The 21,339-nt window shown below is 71.1% G+C and carries 11 protein-coding genes; 3 read left to right on the top strand and 8 right to left on the bottom strand.

Annotated features, from left to right (window positions below; translation table 11 throughout):
• Positions 1–3: 3 nt before the first annotated feature.
• The 3 genes from DK412_RS06245 to DK412_RS06235 form a co-directional block, all read right to left on the bottom strand.
• Positions 4–7,482: an ExeM/NucH family extracellular endonuclease gene (locus DK412_RS06245; RefSeq protein ID WP_348629372.1), complete on the bottom strand. Its 7,479-nt coding sequence runs from the start codon at positions 7,480–7,482 to the stop codon at positions 4–6.
• A gap of 417 nt (positions 7,483–7,899) precedes the next feature.
• Positions 7,900–8,928 (bottom strand): TRAP transporter substrate-binding protein, encoded by a 1,029-nt coding sequence (locus tag DK412_RS06240; RefSeq protein WP_109971246.1) that lies wholly within the window; start codon positions 8,926–8,928, stop codon positions 7,900–7,902.
• 76 nt (positions 8,929–9,004) lie between these two features.
• Positions 9,005–9,877 carry a MaoC family dehydratase N-terminal domain-containing protein gene (locus tag DK412_RS06235; protein WP_109971245.1) on the bottom strand — a complete coding sequence of 291 codons (873 nt, stop codon included), beginning with the start codon at positions 9,875–9,877 and terminating at the stop codon, positions 9,005–9,007.
• Between the two features lie 148 nt (positions 9,878–10,025).
• Between DK412_RS06235 and DK412_RS06230 the strand changes: the two genes are divergently transcribed.
• Positions 10,026–12,056 carry an elongation factor G gene (locus tag DK412_RS06230; RefSeq protein WP_109971244.1) on the top strand — a complete coding sequence of 677 codons (2,031 nt, stop codon included), beginning with the start codon at positions 10,026–10,028 and terminating at the stop codon, positions 12,054–12,056.
• A gap of 118 nt (positions 12,057–12,174) precedes the next feature.
• On the opposite strand, the gene DK412_RS06225 is transcribed toward DK412_RS06230, so the two are convergent.
• The 3 genes from DK412_RS06225 to DK412_RS06215 form a co-directional block, all read right to left on the bottom strand.
• Complete coding sequence (locus tag DK412_RS06225) at positions 12,175–13,188, bottom strand: cation diffusion facilitator family transporter (RefSeq protein WP_109971243.1); 1,014 nt, start codon at positions 13,186–13,188, stop codon at positions 12,175–12,177.
• Between the two features lie 152 nt (positions 13,189–13,340).
• Entirely contained in the window at positions 13,341–14,105 is a 765-nt protein-coding gene (locus tag DK412_RS06220) for an alpha/beta hydrolase fold domain-containing protein (RefSeq protein WP_245447449.1), read from the bottom strand.
• 119 nt (positions 14,106–14,224) lie between these two features.
• A complete protein-coding gene (locus DK412_RS06215; protein WP_109971242.1) occupies positions 14,225–15,574 on the bottom strand; it encodes a dicarboxylate/amino acid:cation symporter in 1,350 nt (449 codons plus the stop codon).
• Between the two features lie 358 nt (positions 15,575–15,932).
• Between DK412_RS06215 and DK412_RS06210 the strand changes: the two genes are divergently transcribed.
• Both DK412_RS06210 and DK412_RS06205 read left to right on the top strand, forming a co-directional pair.
• The gene (locus tag DK412_RS06210) at positions 15,933–17,834 is read left to right on the top strand and encodes an ATP-binding protein (RefSeq protein WP_109971241.1); all 1,902 of its coding nucleotides are present in this window, start codon (positions 15,933–15,935) and stop codon (positions 17,832–17,834) included.
• Positions 17,831–19,171, top strand: coding sequence for a sigma-54 dependent transcriptional regulator (locus tag DK412_RS06205; RefSeq protein WP_109971240.1), 1,341 nt, complete (start codon positions 17,831–17,833; stop codon positions 19,169–19,171). The genes DK412_RS06210 and DK412_RS06205 overlap by 4 nt, the downstream gene beginning before the upstream one ends.
• A gap of 4 nt (positions 19,172–19,175) precedes the next feature.
• Here DK412_RS06205 and DK412_RS06200 read toward each other — a convergent pair whose 3' ends face one another.
• Positions 19,176–20,174, bottom strand: a complete 999-nt coding sequence (locus tag DK412_RS06200) for a PHB depolymerase family esterase (protein WP_109971239.1) — start codon at positions 20,172–20,174, stop codon at positions 19,176–19,178.
• Positions 20,175–20,382: 208 nt separating this feature from the next.
• Complete coding sequence (locus DK412_RS06195; protein WP_109971238.1) at positions 20,383–21,294, bottom strand: porin; 912 nt, start codon at positions 21,292–21,294, stop codon at positions 20,383–20,385.
• Positions 21,295–21,339: the final 45 nt, after the last annotated feature.

The raw sequence follows: 21,339 nt of genomic DNA, 5'->3' as shown, positions 1-21,339 counted from the left end.
TGCTTACCCGATATTGCCGGCGCCGAAAGTGGTGTCGCCGAAGGTCGAGCGGCCTTCCGTCGCGCCGTACTGCAGGTAGTGCTGCATCGGGTCGATCTTGGCCTGCGCCACGTCGCCGTAGGCCCCGAGATACGCCGTCGAGTCGAAGCCCTTCGACGGGTCCCGGCCCTCCTTCCAGCCGTACTGGTCGTAATGCATCAGCGGGTCGATCCCCGCCGCCTTCACGTCGCCGTAGGCATCGAGGTAGCCCTTGGTGTCGAACACCGCGTTCGGGTTGCGCCCCTCCTTCCAGCCATAGGTCTGGTAGTGCTGGTAGGCGTACGCGAAGGAGTCGCCGCCCGCCGCGATCGCCGCGCGGGCGACGTCGGCGTTCGAGAGCAGGTAGTACTCGGCGTCGAAGCCCGGATGCACCGCGAGATCCGCGGTCTTGCCGATGGCGGCGGAGATCTGCCGGCCCTCGCCCTGGCCGTATTCGAGATAGTGCTTGAGCGGGTCGAGGCCGGCGGCCTTCACGTCCGGGTTGCGGGCGAGATATTGTTCGTTGTCGAAGGCGGCGGAGGGATCGCGGCCCTCCTTCCAGCCGGCCTGATCGTACTGGTCGAGCGGGTTCTGGCCCGACGCACGCACGGCCGGGTTGGCGGCGAGGTAGCCGGTGGTGGAGAACAGCGCGTTCGGGTCGCGGCCCTCGCGCCAGCCGTAAGTGGCGTAATGGGTGTCGGCGTCCTGGCCGGCCTGGAGCACGTCCTTGTAGTTCGCCAGATAGAACAGGTCGTCGACGAGCGGGGCGCCGTCGCCGGTCACCACCGTCGCGTCGGTGAACTGGTAGCGCTCGAAGCCGGTGACCCGGTCCTGGCCCTCCGGCCCGACGATCAGCGTATAGGCGCCGTCGCGGGTGACGGTGGTGTCGGCGAGACGCGAATTGAACACCAGCGTGTCGGTGCCGGTCGAGCCGGTGGGGCTGCGGCCGCCGAGCAGGATGTCGTTGCCGGGCGAGTTGGTGATCGTGTCGTCGCCGGCGCCGCCGGTGATGATGTCGTCGAAGGCCGTGCCGGTCAGCGTGTCGTTGCCGCTCGTGCCGTTGCGCACGACCCCGCGGGCCAGCACCGTGTCGCTGCGGGCGGCGAGGTTCTGGATCCGGGTGTCGCCGGCGGGCGTGGTGTCGGCGGTGCCGTAGGGCGTGGTGGCGTAGAAGGCCCGCAGGTACTCGGCCATCGCGTCCTGCTCGGTGCCCTGCGCGGCGAAGGTCGCGGAGTTCGGCAGCGAGGCGCCGGGCGTGGCGGAGGCCAGCGCCACCTTGTTCTCGCCGTAGGCCGGGAACGGGTAGTTGTCGCCCCCTAGACCCGGCGCGGTCGAGGTGCCGGTCGCCAGGAAGTCGAGGGTGACGGTGCGGATGCTGCGGTTCGGGTCGCCGACGAGCTGGCCGTTCTGGACCAGGGTGTCGGTGATCCGGCCGTTCTCGTCGACGATCGCCGCGTTGAGGACGCGCTGGCCCTCGCGGGTCACGTTGCCGTTGGCGTCGAGGGTCTGGGCGGTCTTCGTGGCGTCGAAGGAGAAGCTCAAGCCCCCGATCTGCGGGAACTGGCCCGGGGTCGCGCCGGCGGCGGTCGCCGAGACGGCGTGCTCCAGGAGCCGCTTCATCTCCAGCGCCGAGACGGTGGTGACGGCGAGCGCGTTGTTGAAGCGCAGCGAGTTGGTGACGTCGAGCTGCGAGATGTCGCCCGACTGCTTGCCCGCGGAGACGTTGGCGGCAGGCGGCAATTCGGCGGTGCCGCCGCCCGCCGTCGAGAACGAGCCGATCGAGTCGCGGAGGCCGCCACCGTTCTTGATCGAGACCGCGACCGTCGGGTCGTACTGCTTGGCGTACCAGAGGTTGGCGTCGGCGGAGAGGTCGCCGAGGTTGGTCTCCTCGGTGCGGACCTCGCCGCGGCGCCCCTCCAGGTAGACGCTGGTGCGGCCGAGGATGTTGCCGTCCTGCTGGCGGATGATGTCGGCGACGCCGGCGGTCTCCTGGATGCCGTCGTTGTTGACGTCGAGGCCCTCGATCATTTCCTTGACCAGGTAGCCCTTGGTGCCGGGCGCGAAGGCCGCCTGGGTCGAGCCCCAGAGCTGCGCCACCGAGGCATCGTCGACCGCGACCGCGCCGGAGTTCTGCGGCGTGATCGAGTCGCGGATGACGTTGCCCTGGTCGTCGAAGGTGACGGTCAGGCGGCCGACATAGGAATACTCGGAGGCCGTGTTGACCAGGGCCAGGGTCTGGCCCGTGGCGTTGGTGAAGAATTGCGGGTAGGCGCCGCCCGCGGTGTCGCCCGGCAGCAGCCGGTCGTTCGAGTCGGACAGGAGGGTGTGCGAGCCGCCGCCGATCAGCACGTCGACGTTGCGCAGGAGCGGCGCGAGCGCCTGCTCGTTCGAGAGCTGCTGCAGGTGGGTGCCGACGATGACCTTGTTGAGGCCGGGATTGGCCGCGAGCACCCGGTCGACCTCGGCGTTGATCTGCTGGGCGAGCAGCGCGATCTCGTCGCGGCCGGTGAAGCCGTCGAGCGTCACGTTGCCGAGCGTGGTCAGCAGCGGCTCGAGCTGGGTCGTGGCGCCGATGAAGGCGATCTTCTCGCCGTTCTCGGTGATGATCGTCGACTTGGCGATCTTGTCGGCGCCGGTGCCGGTCTGGGTCGAGGTCGGGCCGGTCTGGGCGAAGGTCGCGGCGTCGCCGTCGGCGTGCACCAGCCCGGACAGGGCCGATTCCCGCGAGAAGTTCAGGTTGGTCGAGAGGTAGGGGAACTGCGCGCCCACCCAGGTGTCGTCGGAAGCACCCGGCGCCGAGCCGAGATTGGCGCCGATGATGTTGGCGACCTCGGTCGGCCCGGAATCGAACTCGTGGTTGCCGAACACCGCGGCCTGGACGCCGATGATGTTCTGGATCGTGATGTCGGCCCGGCCCGGCGAGGCGGTCAAGCGGCTGTAGGCGCCCGTGCCCGACAGCCCGTAATACTGGTTGTAGATGCCGTTATAGGTCGCGTTCAGCTGCGGGTCGGCGCCGGCGATGAAGAACGGGCTCGGGATCCAGCCGTCGCCGGTCGAGAGGGTGATCGAGTTCGGGGTCGCGTCCTCGAGCTTGTCGACGATCGCCGCGAAGTTCGGCGCCCGCTGGGTCGCCAGGAGGCCGGCCTCCCAGTCGGAGGCGTGCAGGATCTGAAGCGTGTAGGTCATCGGGGCAGCCTGCTGGGTGGTGAAGTCGAGCTGGTCCTGCGCGAGGCCCGCGAAGGCGTTGCCGGCCGTGTCGGTGATCGCGCCCTTCGGCACGACGACGTCGTAGGCCTTGCCAGCCTGGAGATCGGCGGTCGGGTTGATCGTCACGATGTCACCCGAGACGACGACCTGGGTGGCATCGGCAACCGCGATGGTGCGGGTGTCGCCCGCCCCGTCGGTGAGGGTGATGGACCCGCTGCCGGCCTTCACCGCCTCGCTGAAGCGCAAGGTGATGTTGGCGCCGGTCGCCACGCCGGTGGCGTTGTCGCCGGGCGTGGCGGAGACGAGCGTCGGGGCGGTCTGGTCGAGCTTGAGTCCGACGAGGATCGGGTCGTGGTCGGATTCGCGCGCCGCGACTTGGCCGTCGAAGTACGAGGCCGGCCGGCCGAAATCGAGGTTGTAGTCGATCGCGTCCGCCTCGTCGGCGTTGACGTGCCACTCGGTCACGCCGGTGACCTGCCCGTTCAGGCTGGTGTTGGAGAAGGCGTGGTCGAGGGCGCCGTAGGCCCCGTCGAAGACGTAGGAATACGGGTTGGCGAGGCGGTCCTCGGCGAGGTTGGTGAAGCCCCCTTCCTTGATCGTGTCGAGGGCGTCCTCCTTGAGGTAGGCGTTGAAGTCGCCGAGCAGGATCACGTCGGAATCCGCCGTGCCGGTCGGCTTCGTCGCCACCCACTCGGCGAGCGCCTTGGCGGCGAGCTCGCGCTGCTGCTGCCAGGCGCCCTGGCCGTCGCCCTGGTCGGCGTCGGCCCCGGTGCCGTTGCCGCTCTTCGACTTCAGGTGGTTGATGACCGCCGTGAAGTCCTCGCCGGTCGCATTCTCCCGGAACGTCACCGCCAGGGAGGCGCGGCTGGTGTTCACCCCGTTGAAGACGTGGCCGATCGTGCTCTGCTGCAGCAGCGCGGGATCGAAGCGCGCGACGTCGGCGTCGTCGAGCGTCTCGATCGTGGTGTTGAGCGCGACGCTGACTTTGCTCGGCTTGTAGATGAAGCCGACCGCGATGGCGTCGCCGCCGAGGAACTGGCCGTTGTCGAGCTGGCTGCCCGGGTTGACATAGGCGTAGGTGCCGGCCCCGGCTCGGGCGTTGAGCTGGCCGACGAGGTATTCCAGCGCGTTGCCCGGGTTGCCGGGCTGGAACTGGTTCTCGAGTTCGGTGAGGCCGAGCACGTCGGCACCGGTGCCGATCAGCGTCGTGACGAGCTTCTCGGTCTGGCGCGCCAGCTCCTCGCCGGTATTGGCGCCCCGCGGCGCCTGGCCGATCGCGGTCTGCGCGCTCGACGAGGCGTTGAGGGTGGTGAAGTAGTTGAGGACGTTGAGGCTGCCGACCTTGAGCGTGCCCCCGACCGCGTCCGGCGTCGCGGGCCGCGGATTGGCCTTGGTGAAGGTGTTCGAACCGTCCTCGATCGACCGTACCCGGAAGGCGTTGGTCGGGCCGTAGCCGAGGGTGCCGGTCAGCCCGGTCACGGTGTCGCCCATCCGCGGCGCGGTGGCGGTGGAGTAGGCCGGACCGAAGCCGTCGAGGGTCTCGATCGGCAGGTTCTGGGTGTTCAGCCCGTCGTCGTAGGTGATCGAGCGGGCGGCGGTCTGGGCGAGGGTGGCGGCGTAGCCTTGCGAATTCGGCTCGAACGCGTTGGTGAAGGTCTCGGGCCGCCCGCCCGCCGCGAGGCGGATCTCGTTGAAGCGGTCGAGGTTGAACTGCTCGGAGATCGTCAGGGTCTGGGGGAAGCGGACCAGCATCCCCTCGTAGCGCTCGAGATCGGGTTGCGCGGTGGTGCCGGTGCCGACCGTGCCCGCCGCCGGCAGGGTCACGTCGATACCTTGCGCCTTGACCTCGGCCGCCGAGAGCGCGCCGGCCTGCACGACCTGGATGCCGGAGGCGGCGTTGACCGTGAGCTGCGTCTCGCCGTTGAACTCGGTGACCGTGCCGGTGACCCGGACCCGGTCGCCCTCGGCGACGTCGACGAGGCGGTTGCCGGTGCCCTCGTAGACGAACAGGCCCTCCGAGGTCAGCGGGTTCGCATCCTGATCGGCCTTCTCCTCCTGGAGATAGAAGCCGCCGATGCTGCGCTTGGCGTCCGCGTCGCCATTCTGGAAGTCGCCGACGACGATCGCCTCGACCGTGACGGTCCGGCCGACGAGGGGGCTCGCGCCGCCGGTGCCCTGCACTGCCGAGATCAGGGTGACGTCGTCGTTGACGATGGTGCCCGTGGCGGTGGCGTTGCTGCCGCTCACCGCGGCGGTGATGCCAGCCTGGTTCGAGGTTGCGCTGCGCAGGGCCAGCGAGAAGGTCTCGTTCGGCTCCGGCGTCGCGTCGCCCTGGACCGTGACGCTGACCACCGCCGACGAGGCGCCCGCCGGGATCGTGCCGGCGATCGTCAGGGGCAGGGCGGGGCTGCCGGCGAAGTCGGCGGCGTTCGCCGGGCTCGCGCCGGTCCCAGTGAGCTCGGCGGTGAAGGTCGCCGCGCCGAGCGTGCCGTTCGTGCGCTGCACCGTGAAGCTGAGGGTCGTGGTGCCGCTGTCGCCCTCAGCCCGGCGCACGCTGAGCGAGTCGGCCGCGAAGGAGACCTCCTGCGTGGTGCCCTGGGCCAGGGCGGCGTAGAGCGTCGCGCCGCCATTCGCCACTTCGTTCGCCGAGACCACCAGGTTGGTGCCGGTCGGGTTGCGGTCGGCGGGGATGAAGGTCAGCACCTCCGGGCCCAGATCCGCGGCCGAGCCGGCGAGCGGCGGCACGTAGGAGACGTAACTGGCATTCGCCGGATCGGTCACGTCGTAGACCAGGATGCCGCTCTGGCGCTCCAGGCCGACGAAGGCGTAGGTGCGGCCGTTGACCGTGCCGACCGTGATGCCCTCGGGCTCCGGCCCCTTGTTGTCGGAGCGGTCGTCGGGCGTGTTGGCGACGGTCTGGTCGTTGTTGAAGCGCTCGGGCGCGATCTGGGCGAAGATCTTCTCGAATTCGCCGCCGGTCTCGCGCACCTTGGTCAGCGTGCCGTCGGCGTTCTGGCGGAAGATCGAGATGCCGCGGCCGCCGAGCGTGGAGAGCCGGTCGATCACCCCGTCGCCGTCGGTGTCGCCGGTGCGCAGCAGCACGTTGAGCCGGGCATAGGCCGCGTTGGACTTCAGCGCCTGCAACGCGGGAGTGAGCCGGCTGTTCGGCACCGCGCTCAGACGGGCGACGTCGCCGGCGTCGTCGGCGCCGCCGATGACCCGCTGGTCGCCCTCGTTCGCCGTGACGAAATAGGTCGTCCCACCCGTCGTGAACGACGCGATGCTGTCGGGCTGGAGCAGGCCGTCGATCGGGGTACCGGCCGGCGTCGTGGCGATCCGGATCGAGGCGGTGCCGTTCGGGGCGTCGCGGTCGGAGGCGTCGAACTCGTTGCCGGGCAGCGAGTGGTCGACCGCGCCGAGGGGCTGGATCGCGATCGGCGCCGTGCCGGGATTGGTCAGGTCGATCACCGCGACGCCGTTCACCTCCTGCAGGGTGACGTAGGCGAAGCGGTTGTCGGGCGAGATCGCGATGTATTCGGGCTCGATGTCGGCCGCGGCCGTGTTGCCGGGCGTGATCGCGAGGCCGCGGGCGCGCAACGTCGCCTCGCTGCCGTTCAGGCCCTCGAATCCGACGGTGGTGAGAACCGAGGCGCCTGCCGCCCCGCCCGAGACGTCGATGATCGAGACGCCGCCGACCGGGTTGCTGGCGGCGCTCGCCTGCTCGCCCTCGTTGGCGACGAGGAGGCGGGTGCCGTCGCGATTGAACACCAGCTGGTCCGGCCCGACCCCGACGGTGAGCGAGCGCAGCAGCGTGCCGTCGGCGTTGAACAGGGCGACACGGCCCGCCGCGTCCCCGGTCGCGTTGGCGTAGGCCACCGCCACGAGGCCGTTGAAGACCGCGACCGAGTTCACCGCGCCGTATTGCTCGAGACCCGACAACAGGATCTCGCCGGACTTGCGCAAGCTGCCGGCGGCGTCGAGCGCGACGATCTCGATCCGGTTCTCGTTGGTGTTCTGGACGTAGAGCCGGCTCGTCGAGGAATCGTAGGCCACGACCTCGGCGTTCGGCGCCACTTGCGTCGCCGCATCGTTGGTGGTCGCGTAGGCGCCGAGCCGCACGAGCTGGAGCGCGTTGGTGGCGGTCGGCGCGGTCGTGGCGGTCGCGCCCGACAGGCCCTGGAGCGAGGGCGCGGCGTCGAAGATCGCGGTGCCGTTGATCCGGTTGGCGATATCGCCGGCGGCAAGCGTCGTGGCCATGGGGTCCAGTGTCTCCGGGCGCGCGGGAACGGGGCGGCGCGAGGGCGAGCGCCACCGTTCAGCGCGAAGCTGTTAGGGCTTGAAGAGTTGGAGAAGCGCGCAGCGGCCCAGGGCTCGCCCGCGATCGTTCGACGTGTCGGAGCGAGTCGGGCGGGTCTGCCTTGTTACAGCATGTTTCGGACTGTGTTCGCTCTGTATGGGCGTTCTGCGACAGTCCTGTGAAGGTTGCCGAGGGCATCGGCAGTCCTGCTTCCAAGACCGTGGCGGCCGGGAGCCTTTAGATCGTTGCCCGGCAAAGTATCGTCCCGGGTCCGGTCCTTCCCGGCGTCGTCGCCACGAGAAAAACCCCGCCGTCGATGCCTCGACGGCGGGGCGCGATCGTCGGATACGTCGGTCGGGGGAGGTCGGGATTGCCGCCTACTGCGTCCCGCCCTTCGCCTCCTTCTGGAACTCCTCGATCACGTCCTTGCCGACGCGCTTGGCCATGTCGGCGGTGACCGGTTCGAGCGCCGCCTTCCAGGCCGCCTTCTCGTCGGCGTTGAGCGTGATGAAGGTGGTCTTGCCGGACTTCTTCATCTCCTCCAGCGCGTCGGCATTGTCCTTGTCGGCGACCTCGTTGGCGTAGGCCGTGGCTTCCTTCATCGCCTTGTCGAGCTCGGTGCGGATGTCCGCCGGCAGGCCGTCCCAGAACTTCTTGTTGGTGATGACCGCGTAGCCGATATAGCCGTGGTCGGACAGGGTGATGAACTTCTGCACCTCGTGGTGCTTCTGGGTGAACATGTTCGAGGGCGTGTTCTCCGAGCCGTCGACCACGCCGGTCTGCATGCCCTGGTAGACCTCCGAGAAGGCCATCACCTGCGGGATCGCGCCGAGCGCGCGGAACTGCGCCTCCAGCACCTTCGAGGACTGGATCCGCATCTTCAGGCCGCGGAAGTCCGCCGGCATCTTCAGCGGCTTGTTGGCGCTCATCACCTTGAAGCCGTTGTCCCAGTAGGCGAGCCCGGTGATGCCCTTCGACTGGAGCTTGTCGAACAGCCGCTTGCCGAGCGCCCCGTCGGTGACCCGGCGCAGGGCCGCCTTGTCGGGCAGGATATAGGGCAGGTCGAAGACCTCGAACTCCTTGGCGCCGAGCGGCCCGAACTTCGCCAGCGACGGCGCCAGCATCTGCACCGCGCCGAGCTGCAGCGCCTCGACCTCTTCCTTGTCCTTGAACAGCTGCGAGTTCGGGTAGACCTCCACCTTCACCTTGCCGTTGGTGTACTTTTCCGCCAGCTCCTTGAACCGGTCGGCGCCGCGGCCCTTCGGCGTGTCGGGCGCGACGACGTGGCTGAACTTGATCACGATCGGCGCCTGGGCGAGGGCGGCGCCCGACAGGAGGAGCAGGGCGGCGCCGGCCGCGAGGGCGCGACGGGTGAGTCCCTGAGCGGGGCGGGACGGAGTCGGCATGGCGTTTCCTCGTTGTCGTTGTTTGTTCGGCGGTGAACGTGACAGTTCGATCCCGGCCCCGCAATGCGCCGATCGCCTAACCTGCCTCCGCCTCCAAGACGGCCTCAGCCTCCAAGACGGCCTCCGCCTCCATGTGGACCGCCCCGCCGACCGCCGTCCAGCCGCGGAACTCATCGCCCTCCGGCCGGCCCGCCACCGCGAAGCGGGATCCCGCGATCATTGGCGCGACGCCGCGGTAGCGGAAGCGCGCCGGCACCCGGCCGAGGCGGCTGGCGGCGAGGTTGAGGAGCAGGCTCGCCTGCATCGGCCCGTGCACGACGAGGCCGGCATAGCCCTCGACCTGCGTGGCATAGGGGTGGTCGTAGTGGAAGCGGTGGCCGTTGAAGGTCATCGCCGAGTACCGGAACAGCAGCACGGAATCGGCCTCGACCGACCACGCCGCCTCGTCCTCGGCGGGCACGGGTTTCGGCGCCGGTGCGGCGTCGCCCGGCCGGCTGGCCTCGCGGTAGACGATGTCCTGCCGGTCGCGGATCGCCGGGCCCCGCTCGGTCAGGTATTCGTGCCGCACGGTGACGAAGCAGAGCGTGCCGGTGCGACCGCGCTTCACCGCCACGTCCGACACGGTCTCGCGCCGCACCACCCGGTCGCCGATGCGCAAGGGCGCCAGCGTCTCGACCTCGCCGCCGGCCCACATCCGCCGCGGCAGCGGCACCGGGGGCAGGAACCCGCCCTTCGCCGCGTGGCCGTCCGGCCCGAGCGCGTCGGCCGCCGGCGTCTCGGGGGCGAGGCACCAGTGCAGGGCCAGCGGCGCCTCGCCCTCCGCCACCGGGGCGAGGTGAGGGCCGAGCGTCGCCCGGTACTCGGCGACGAGGCGCGGCGTCACGAAGTCCTCGACCTCCCGGGTGCGGCCGATCCAGCCGCGCAGGTGGTCGACGTCGATCTCGGGCATCGGGCGCTTCCCGTTGGTTGCCTCGCCTCCGCGGCGGGTTTCATGCTGTCTATATCGGCCCGTCTTCGCGCCTGCACACCTGCCGCCTGGACCCCGCCTCGTCCCGGTGCTTAACTCCCTGTCAATAAAGACAGGGTGGAGACGTCACGTGGCTGCGCAGCACAGGTGCATCGCGATCGTCGGTCCGTTCCAGAGCGGCAAGACCGCCCTGCTCGAGGCCATCCTCCATCGCACCGGCGCGATCGACCGGCCCGGGCGCGCCGGCTCCCGGATCGGCGACACCTCGCCCGAGGCGCGGAGCCACGGCATGAGCGTGGAGCCGGCCTTCGCCACGACGCGCTTCCTCGGCGAGGCGTTCACCTTCGTCGATTGTCCCGGCTCGATCGAGTTCGCGCACGACCTGCGGGCGGTGCTGCCTCCTTGCGACGCCGCGATCGTGGTCTGCGAGGCCGACGAGCGCAAGCTGCCGGCGCTGGAGCTGACCCTGCGCGAGCTCGAGGCCGCCGGCATCCCGCGCCTCCTCTTCATCAACAAGGCCGAGACCGCGCCGGGCTCCCTGCGCGACGCGCTCGCGCTGCTGCAACCCGCCTCGCGGGTGCCGCTGCTGATGCGCCAGATCCCCCTGATCGAGGGCGAGGCGGCGGTCGGCTTCATCGATCTCGCTCTGGAGCGCGCCTTCATCTGGCGCGAGCAGGCGCAAAGCGAGGTGGTGGCCCTGCCCGACGGCGAGCTGCCGCGGGAGAAGGCCGAGCGCTACACGATGCTGGAGCGCCTCGCCGACCACGACGACGCCCTGATGGAGGACCTGATCGCGGAGGTCGAGCCGCAGGCCGACCGGGTCTTTGCCGACCTTGCCCGCGAGCTGCGCGAGGGCCGGGCGGTGTCGGTGCTGTTCGGTTCGGCCGAGCACGGCCACGGCGTCACCCGCCTGCTGAAGGCGCTCCGGCACGAGGCGCCGGGCCTGCCCGAGACCCGCGTGCGCCTCGGGATCGACGGGGAGGGGGCGCCGCTCGTCCAGGTGATGAAGACGCTCCATACCGGCTTCGGCGGCAAGCTCTCGGTCGGCCGCGTGCTGCGGGCGGCGATCCGCGAGGGCGAGGCGGTGACGGGCTCGGGCGGCGGCTCCGCCCGGGTGGCGGGGCTGAGCCAGCTCGCGGGCGCCGCCGGCCACCGGGTGCCGGAAGCTCACGAGGGTGAGGTCGTGGGCCTCGCCAAGCTCGATCCGGTCTCCACCGCCGAGACCTTGGCGACCGGCTCCGAGGTGCCCGGGGCCTTGGTGAGCCTGCCGGCGCCCGAGCCGGTCCACGCCGTGGCCCTGCGGGTGCGCGACCGCAAGGACGACGTGCGCCTCTCGGCGGCGCTGACGAAGCTCGCCGACGAGGATCCGGCGCTGATCGTCGAGCACCGGGCCGAGCTCGGCGACCTGCGCCTGTCCGGCCAGGGCGAGATGCACCTGCGGGTCGCGGTGGAGCGGCTGGCCTCGCGCTTCGGCATCGGGGTCGAGACCGAGCGGGCCCGGATCGCCTATCGCGAGACGGTCCGCGGCCCGGCCGAGGCGCGGGCGCGGCACAAGAAGCAGACCGGCGGCCACGGCCAGTTCGCCGACGTGGCTTTGGCGGTGCGGCCGCTGCCGCGGGGCGAGGGGTTCTCGTTCGAGGACGAGGTGGTGGGCGGCGCGGTGCCGCGCCAGTACATCGCCTCCGTCGAGGCCGGCGCCCGGGCCTTCACCGCCAGGGGACCGCTCGGCTTCCCCGTCGTCGACATCGCGGTGACGCTCAAGGACGGGGCGGCGCACGCCGTCGATTCCTCGGACGCCGCCTTCCAGGCCGCGACGCGGCTGGCGCTCGAGGACGCGCTCGCCAAGGCCGGCCCGGTGCTGCTGGAGCCGATCCTCGCGGTGTCGATGGCGGTGCCGAGCGGCGCCACCGCGAAGGCGACCGGCCTCGTCACCGCCCGCCGCGGCCAGATCCTGGGCTTCGACGCGCGGCCCGGCTGGTCCGGCTGGGACGTGGTCGAGGCCTTGATCCCGGAATCCGAGATGACCGACCTCATCGTCGAGCTGCGCTCGGCCACCGCCGGCGTCGGCACCTTCACCACCCGCTTCGACCACCGGGCGGAGCTGACGGGGCGTGCGGCGGAGGCGGTGCTGGCGCGCCAGCCGGTGCGCAAGGCGGGGTGAAAAAACCATCGCCGATGCTCGGCGCGAGAATGGAATGACGCGGGATCCCCTCTCCCGTGTGGGAGAGGGGAATCGCGCTCCTCTGGTTCAGGTCGCGAAAAACGAATCGTATTCGTTTTCAGACCACGTGGTCCGGCGCCAGCGCACAGGCCGGTCCCCCCGCCAGCTCGACCTGCAGCGTCACGTGGGCGATGCCGAAGCGGCTCTTCAGGACCGCAGCGCAGTCGTGCAGGAAGGCGTTGCCGGGATGGCCCTCGGGCATCACCAGATGGGCGGTGAGCGCGGTCTCGGTGGTGCTCATCGGCCAGACGTGGAGGTCGTGGACCTCCGCGACGCCCGGCCGCTCGGCGAGGCAGCGGCGCACCGCCGCCGGGTCGATGCCGGGCGGCACGGCGTTCAGCGACAGCACGACGCTGTCGCGCAGGAGCCCCCAGGTGCCGGCGACGATCACCGCCACGATGACGAGGCTGGTCAGAGGGTCGATCCAGGTCCAGCCGGTTCCCATGATGACGAGGCCCGCCACCACGACACCGGCCGAGACCGCGGCGTCGGCCAGCATGTGCAGGTAGGCGCCGCGCACGTTGAGGTCGCCCTTGGCTCCCGAGGCGAACAGCCAGGCGGTGACGCCGTTCACCGCGATGCCGATCAGCGCCACGATCGTCACGGTGAGGCCCGGGACGGGGGCGGGTTCGTGGAAGCGTTGCACCGCCTCCCACGCGATGGCCCCGACCGCGACCAGCAGGAAGACCGCGTTGAACAGGGCGGCCAGGATCGAGGACGAGCGCAGGCCGTAGGTGAACCGCGCCGTCGGCTGGCGCTGCCCGAGCGTCGCCGCCGCCCAGGCGACGACGAGGCCGAGCACGTCCGAGAGGTTGTGGCCGGCATCGGCCAGCAGCGCCACCGAATCGGTCAGGAATCCGTAGGCGCCCTCGATCAGCACGAAGCCGGTGTTGAGCGCGATCCCGATCGCGAAGGCGCGGCCGAAATTCGCCGGGGCGTGGACGTGGCCCGGGCCATGGCTATGGCCCGCGCCATGATGGTGACCCGCGCCGTGGTGATGACCGTGCCCGTGGTCGTGGCCGTGATGGTCGTGATCGCCATGCTCGTGCGCGTGATCGTGCTGCTGGCCCATGCCCGCTCTCTGTCGCTCGCACGGGCCCATGTCCGAGCCCGCGCCGTCACCCTGGCGCGGTAGCTTTAGGGCGGGACCGGTGCCAGGGCGAGCCCCGCGTCACACGGCGGCGAGCCGCAACGCCGCCTCGGTCAGCGCCCCGTCCGGCCGGATCATCTGGTCGAGCACGGTGAAGTGGTCGTCGCCGGGGAGCGGCAGCAGGTCGCCGGGGAGCCCGGTCCCGGCCCAGGCAGCGTGGTAGACCTGCGACTGCCGGCACAGCTCCGGCAGCTCCTCCGCCCGTAGGCCACGGTGAGGGGGCCGGCTTTCACCGGCAGATGCCGGATCGGCGAGAGGCCTGCGACCTCGTCCTCGCTGAGGCGGAGCGCGTCGTCGAGGGCCGTGCGCCGGATCGGCGCGAGGTCGAAGACCCCGCTCAGCGCCAGGCCGGCATCGACCTCCGGGCAGGCCATGGCGAGCGCCGCGAGGTGGCCGCCGGCCGACCAGCCCGAGACGACGAGGCGCGGCGGGTTCGCATGGGCCCGCAAGGCGGCCAGCGCCGCCGGGATCTCGGCGCACAGCACGGTCATCGTCGCCTCGGGGCAGAGGGTGTAGCCGATCATCGCGACATCGAGGCCGCGGGCGAGCGGGCCTTCGGCCAGCGCGGAAAAACCCTGCTTGTCGTTGCGCTGCCAGTAGCCGCCATGGATGAAGGCGAGCAGCGGCGCCTGCGGCCGGCCGCAGCGGAAGAGGTCGAAACGCTGCCGCGCGCCGCCGCCGTACGGGATGTCGAGTTCGCCGGACCGCGTCTCGCGGAACGCCGCGCTGCGCTCGCGCAAGGACGCCATGAAGGCGCTGCTGCCGGGAACCGCACCGGAATTGTCGTAGGCCCTGCTCAGGGTCGCGCGGTCCATCCCGCGCCAGTCGCCGTCCGTCATCGTGGATCCTCCCGGAAACGAGGCCGGAGGATAGCTCGGAAAACGAGAAGGGCGGCCCCGCGCCGCGCGCAGGGCCGCCCCTCATCCCGAATTCCGGGGCCGAAACCCCGGAGCGTCACTTACTCGGCGGCCTGGAGAACCGGGACCGGGGCGCCCTCGTCGAGCGGCAGCGGGTTGCCGTCGAGGGCGGCCTTCAGGCGGTCCATGTCGACCTCACCCTCCCAGCGGGCGACCACGATGCAGGCGACCGCGTTGCCGATGAAGTTGGTGAGCGCCCGGCACTCCGACATGAAGCGGTCGATGCCGAGGATCAGCGCCATGCCGACGACCGGCACGGAGGGGACCACCGCGAGGGTCGCCGCCAGGGTGATGAAGCCCGAGCCGGTGACGCCCGCCGCGCCCTTCGAGGACAGCATCGCGACGAGGAGGAGCAGGGCCTGCTCGCCGAGGGAGAGGGGCGTGTCCGTCGCCTGGGCGATGAACAGGGCCGCCATGGTCATGTAGATGTTGGTGCCGTCGAGGTTGAACGAGTAGCCGGTCGGGACCACGAGGCCGACGACGGGCTTCGAGCAGCCGGCGCGCTCCATCTTCTCGAGCAGCGAGGGCAGGGCCGACTCGGAGGACGAGGTACCGAGGACGAGCAGCAGCTCCTCCTTGATGTAGCGGACCAGCTTGACGATCGAGAAGCCGTTGTAGCGGGCGACGGCGCCGAGGACGACGAAGATGAAGATCGCCGAGGTCAGGTAGAACGCGCCGACGAGGTAGGCGAGGTTGGCGAGCGAGGAGATGCCGTACTTGCCGATGGTGAAGGCCATCGCGCCGAAGGCGCCGATGGGGGCGACCTTCATGATGATGTTGACGACGCCGAAGACCGCCTCGGACAGGATCTTGATGAAGTCGAGCACCGGCTTGCCGCGCTCGCCCAGGAAGGCGAGGCCGAAGCCGAACAGGATCGAGAAGAACAGGACCTGCAGGATCTCGCCGCTGGTGAACGCACCGACCGCCGTCGTCGGGATGATGTTCATCAGGAAGTCGGTGATCGACTGCGTCTTCGCCTTCTCGGCGTACATCGCGATCTGCTTGGGATCGAGCGACTTCGGGTCAATATGCATGCCAGCGCCCGGCTGGACGAGGTTCGCGATGATCAGCCCGACGATGAGCGCCAGCGTCGAGAAGGTGAGGAAGTAGATCAGCGCCTTGCCGCCGACCCGGCCGACCTTCTCGAGGTTGGTCATGCCGGCGATGCCGGAGACCACGGTGAGGAAGATCACCGGGGCGATGATCATCTTGACGAGCTTGATGAAGGCGTCGCCGAGCGGCTTCATGTCGGCGCCGAGCTGCGGGTAGAAATGCCCGAGCGTGATGCCGATCGCGACGGCGACGAGGACCTGGAAATAGAGGGTCTTGTAGATCGGCTTCGGGGCCGGCGGCGCATGGGGCGCGGTCAGCGGGGACGGGATCGTAGCCATCGGACGTTCTCCCTATATGGCTCGTTGCGGGTCGGCGTTTCGCGGTGGATCGCGGGGATGCTCTTGGTCTTGGCCTTTGGGCGTCTTGGCCTATGGGCGTCTTGGCCTTTCGGCGATTGTCGACCTTTTCGCAGGCCTGCCGCGCACCGGCAGGCCGCGGACGGACACACAATGGCAACCGGCGTGCCAGCCGGCAAAAATTCGAAATTTTTTGTTAAGTACAGACGAATAAAAGGTTTTTTTGAATGATGGAGGAGACGGCCCGGTGGAGCCTTCCGGCGCGCCGCAACGCGGGCCCGGATCCGGTGCGGAAATCCGCAACCGACCGGCGCCAGGTCCGCCGTCCCGCGGGGCGGCCGTGACCGGCTGGCGCGCGCTGCCGCGCTCCCCGGCGCTGCCGTGGCTCCTCGGCCTCGCGGCGGTGCTGGCCGCCTCGCTCTTCGCCGGCCGCTATGCCGAGCGGGCGGCGCTGACCGACCTGCGCCGCTCGGCCAACGCGACGCTGGCGCTCCACGTCGCCGCCTTCCGCACCGAGATGCAGAAGCAGGGATCGCTGCCGCTGGCGCTCGCCAGCGACCCCGAGATCGCGGCGGCGGTCGGGCCGGCGCCGGATCCGGCGCTGCTCGCCCGGGTGAACGACCGGCTGGCCGAGATCGCCCGTGCCTCGGGGGCGGCGGTGATCTACGTCATCCGCCAGGACGGATACGCGGTGGCGGCGAGCAATGCCGGCGAGCCGGGCAGCTTCGTCGGGGCGTCCTACGCCTTCCGCCCCTATTTCCAGCAGGCGCAGAGCGAGGGGGTGGGCCGGCAATTCGCGCTCGGCACCGTCAGCGGCCGGCCCGGCCTCTATCTCAGCCGCCGGGTCGCCGGCCCGGGCGGGCGGACCGGGGTGGTGGTGGTCAAGGTCGAGTTCGACGGCATCGAGGCCGCCTGGCGCGCGGTCAGCGAGCGGGGTGGGGAATCCGTGATGATCACCGATCCCCGCGGCATCGTGCTCGTCGCGAGCGAGCCGGCCTGGCGCTTCGGCGCCCTGCGGCCGGTGCCCGACGAGGAGCGCCGGCTGATCCGCGAGCGGCTCGAATTCGGCGACGCGCCCCTCGATCCCCTGCCGCTTCATCCGGCGGCGGGCGGGACCCTGGTTCGGGTCGGGAACGGGGCGGAGCCGGCGCGCCTGGCGCTTCCGCTCGATGCCCCGATCCCCGGCACGACCTGGCGGCTCCACACCCTGACCCGGATCGGCGTCGCGGTCGGGCGCGAGCGGGTCCAGGCCCAGGTCATCGCCGGCCTCGCGGTCGGCCTCGCGGCCCTGGGCCTCGCCGAGATCGCCGGCCGGCGCCGGCGCGTGCGGGCGAGCCTCGCCGAGGCGGCGGCGCGGCGCACCGAGCTGGAGGAGCGGGTTCGGGCGCGGACGCAGGCCCTCACCGAGGCCAACCGCCAGCTGAAGGCCGAGATCGCCGAGCGGCGGCTGGCGGAGGCCGAGCGCCAGCGCCTCGGGCGCGAGCTCGCCCATGCAGGGCGCCTCGCCGCGCTCGGCCAGTTCGCCGCCAGCATGGCGCACGAGATCAACCAGCCGCTCGCGGCGATCCGCTCCTACGCCGACAATGCCGGCATCCTGATCCAGCGCGGACGGTACCCCGAGGCGACCGAGAACCTGTCCGCGGTCGGCCGCCTGACCGAGCGCATCGCCGGCCTGACCCGCCAGCTCAAGGGCTTCGCCCGCAAGGCCTCGGGCCGGCGCGATCCGGTGGCCCTGGCGGACGTCGTGCGGGCGAGCCTGGAGGTGGTGGAGGGGCGGCTTTCGGGTATCGACCTCGCCCTCGCTCTGCCGGAGCCGTCGCCTTATGTCCTGGGGGAGGGGCCGCGGCTGGAGCAGGTCGTGGTCAACCTGGTGCAGAACGCCCTCGACGCGGTCGCGGGCGTCGACGAGCCACGCATCGCCGTGACGGTGCGGGTCTTGGGGGGAAGCGCCGTCTCGGAGGGAAGCGCCGTCTTGGGGGGAAGCGCAATGAGGGGAAGCGCGGTGCTGGAGGTGAGCGACAACGGCAGCGGCCTGCCGGACGGGGGCGCGCAGGTCTTCGACGCGTTCTTCACCACCAAGGCCAGCGGCCTCGGCCTCGGCCTCGCGATCTCGCGCGGAATCGTCGAGGAGTGCGGCGGCACCCTCTCGGCCGGGGCGTCGCCCGAGGGCGGCGCACTGTTCCGGGTCGAGCTGCCGCTGGCGCCCGGCGCGGCCGGCGCAGCCTCCGGAGCCGCCGCATGAGCGCGCCGTCGCAACGCGTGGTCTTCGTCGACGACGAGGAGGAGGTGCGCCGGGCCAACGGCCAGAGCCTCGACCTCGCGGGCTTCTCCGTCGAGACCCATGCCGACGCCGAATCGGCGCTCAAGGCGGTCCTGGCAGACCCGCCGGGCGTCGTCGTCACCGACGTGCGCCTGCCGGGGCTCGACGGGCTCGGCCTGTTCGCCGCCCTCCAGGAGGCCGACCCCGAATTGCCGGTGATCCTGATCACCGGCCACGGCGACATCACCATGGCGGTGCGGGCGATGCGCGCCGGCGCCTACGACTTCCTCGCCAAGCCCTATCCGGCCGAGACCCTGGTCGCCTCGGTGCGCCGGGCGCTGGAGCGCCGCGCCCTGGTGCAGGAGAACCGGACCTTGCGCGCCCGCCTCGACGCCGCGGTGGCGGAGGACCCGGCCTTCCTCGGCGTGTCGCCGGGCATCACCCGCCTGCGCCAGTTCGTGCGCGAGGTGGCGGAGGCCGACGTCGACGTGCTGGTGCTCGGCGAGACGGGATCCGGCAAGGAGGTGGTGGCGAGCGCGCTCCACCGCTGGAGCCGGCGGGCCAAGGGCCATTTCGTCGCGATGAATTGCGGTGCGCTCCCCGACACGGTGGTGGAGAGCGAGCTGTTCGGCCACGAGGCCGGCGCCTTCACCGGCGCGCTCAAGAAGCGGGTCGGGCGCATCGCGCACGCCGATGGCGGCACGCTGTTCCTCGACGAGATCGAGAGCATGGCGCTCAATATCCAGGTCAAGCTCCTGCGCGTGCTGCAGGAGCGGGTGGTCGAGCCGCTCGGCACCAACGCGATCCAGCCCGTCGACATGCGGGTCGTCGCCGCCACCAAGATCGACCTCGGCCAGGCCGCCGCGCAGGGCACCTTTCGCGACGACCTCTACTACCGCCTGAACGTCGTCTCGGTGGCGATCCCGCCCTTGCGCGAGCGGCGCGAGGACGTGGCGCTCCTGTTCGAGCACTTCCTGCGCAAGGCCGCCGCCCGCTTCAACCGCGAGGCCCCCCCAGTGACGCCCTCGATCCGCGACCACCTGAGCCGGCACGACTGGCCCGGCAACGTGCGCGAGCTCGGCCACTTCGCCGAGCGCTGCGCCCTGGGCCTGAGCCCCACCGGCCCGGCCCAGGCCGAGCCCGCGAGGCCGGCGACCCTGGCCGAGCAGATGGATCGGCACGAGCGCGGCCTGATCCGCGACGAACTGATCATGGCCGGCGGCGACGTGCGGGTGGCGGCGGAGGCGCTGGGCACCCCGCGAAAGACCCTCTACGACAAGATCGCCCGCCACGGGCTCGATCCGAACGACTACCGGTGAGGGATCAGCCCTTCCGGGGATGCTCCCGGAAGAACCGCCACATCTCCCGGGCCGCGTCGGGCCCCTGCGGATCGGTGTGGCTGCCGGCCGGGTTGCCGCCGGACCAGGCGTGGCCGGAGCCGTGGATCACCCAGTGCTCGTGGGCCGGGTGGCCGGTCTCGTCGGCGTAGAGGCTCCTCTCGAAGGCGCGGCCGTTGGGCGAGCGTCCGTCCTCGCGCCGGATCAGGCGGCCGCCGGTGGCGGCGATCAGCGCTGCGCCGTTCTTCGGGTTGACGGTGGCGTCCCGGTCGCCGTGGAACACGATGGTGGGGATCGGAGGCGCCTGCCCGGCGGCGCCGTCGCGCATCGCCGCGAGCGCGCCCGGCAGGTCGCGGGCGGCGAGCGCGCACAGGCCCGAATGCACCCCGAGCGCGGCAAAGAGGTCCGGATAGGCCGCGGCGACGTTGGCTGCCGCCGCGCCCCCGGCCGAGAGCCCGGCGATCGCGACCCGCCGCGGATCGACCGCGTAGGCCGCCATCACCGCGCGCGTGATGCCGGCGATCACCCCGGTCTCGCCGTGGTCGCGGGGCTGGTCGGCGGGGCTGAACCAGTTCCAGCACCGGGCCTGGTTGGCGCGACGCGTCTGCTCCGGATAGGCGACCAGGAAGGTCTCGGCCTCGGCGAGCGCATCCATGCCGGTGCCGGCGGCGAAATCCTCGGGCGACTGGGTGCAGCCGTGCAGCATCACCACCAGCGGCACCGGCCGACCGCGATAGCCGCCCGGCACGTAGAGGCGGTAGGCGCGCTGCCCCGGCGGGCCCGCATAGGTCTCGGACAGGACGCGCCCGGGAGACGGTGCGGCGCCGCCTGGGCGCGTGCCGCCGCGAAGGCGCGCCAGACCGTCCCCGGCCCGGCGCGCGAGGTCCCGTACACCCTCCGGCAGGGCCGCCCAGGCGCCGGCGGCATCGCCCGCCCGCAGGCGACGGACGGCGTCCGCGAGGGTTTTCGGCCGCGTGTCGCGCATAACGCTCAAGGTCTCCGGCGGGCGCTCCGGCTCGGACCGGGCGGGGCGCTGCGATTCGGCAGCGTGCCGCAGCGGCAATCAAGCTTCAACGGCGATGGATCCGCCTCCAACGAGAGAGGCGTCGTCCCGTCGTCGGGTGCTGCCACAAACGCGAAGAGCCCGGCCTTTCGGCCGGGCTCCGCTCCGTCGGAGTGACGGAGTGCGATGCTTAGAAGGCGTTGAACTTGTAGTTCAGGCCGGCGCGGACGACCGCGAACTCGGTCTCGCGACGGTACAGGTTGGCCGGGCCGACCGACACCACGCCCGGCGAGAACACCGAGTACTGCGTGCCGTTGGCGGTCTGAGCGAACACGCCGTTGTTGCGGTTGCCCTGATCCAGCTTCACGTACAGGCCTTCGACCTTCAGGGTCACGGCCGACGAACGGAAGAAGTTGAAGAACGAGTCGGTGGGCAGAGCGTACTCGACGCCGCCGCCGACGGTCCAGCCGGTCTGGAAGTCGTCACGCGAGGAGTTGGTCAGGCCGAAGTCGCGACCGCCGCCCGAGCCGTAGGCGAAACCGCCGGTGGCGTACACGAGGGTGCGATCCCAGGCGTAGCCGAGACGGCCGCGCACGGTGCCGAAGAAGTCCAGGCCCGAGATGCCGTTCGGGTTGAACACCAGGGTGCCCGGGGCGACGCCGCCGCCGGCGACGGTGGCGAAGGCGTAGCGGTTGCGGTCACGGCCGAAGTCGACGTACTGGGCGTCGGCCTCGATGCCGACGACCACGCCCGAGCCCGGGGTGAACTGGTAGTTGTAGCCGATCTGGCCGCCGCCGACGAAGCCGTCGTTGCTGTTGCGGTTGCCGAAGGCGAGCACGCCGGTGGTCGGGGCGCCGGCGCCGGTGACGAACACGCTGCTGGCGGCGGTGGCGCCGGCCGGCACGCCGACGACGGTCGGGGCGCGGGTGTCAGCGGTGTTGAAGCCGTAGCCGGCGTTGAAACCGGCGTAGAAGCCCGTCCAGGTGAAGACCGGCACCGGCGTGAAGACCGGCGGCGGAGCAACGCGACGCGGCAGGTCCGCGGCCGAAGCGGCGGCGGTCAGCGCGGTGAAGGCAGCGAAAGCACTCAGGAGTTTCTTCATGATGGTCCCCAGCAGGTTCCCCGATCGAGGCCAAGCTAGACCATT

The organism is Methylobacterium sp. 17Sr1-1 (assembly GCF_003173775.1).
GTDB lineage: Bacteria > Pseudomonadota > Alphaproteobacteria > Rhizobiales > Beijerinckiaceae > Methylobacterium.
Note: the sequence above shows the minus strand (reverse complement) of the source record. Positions and strands in the feature narration are given on the sequence as shown.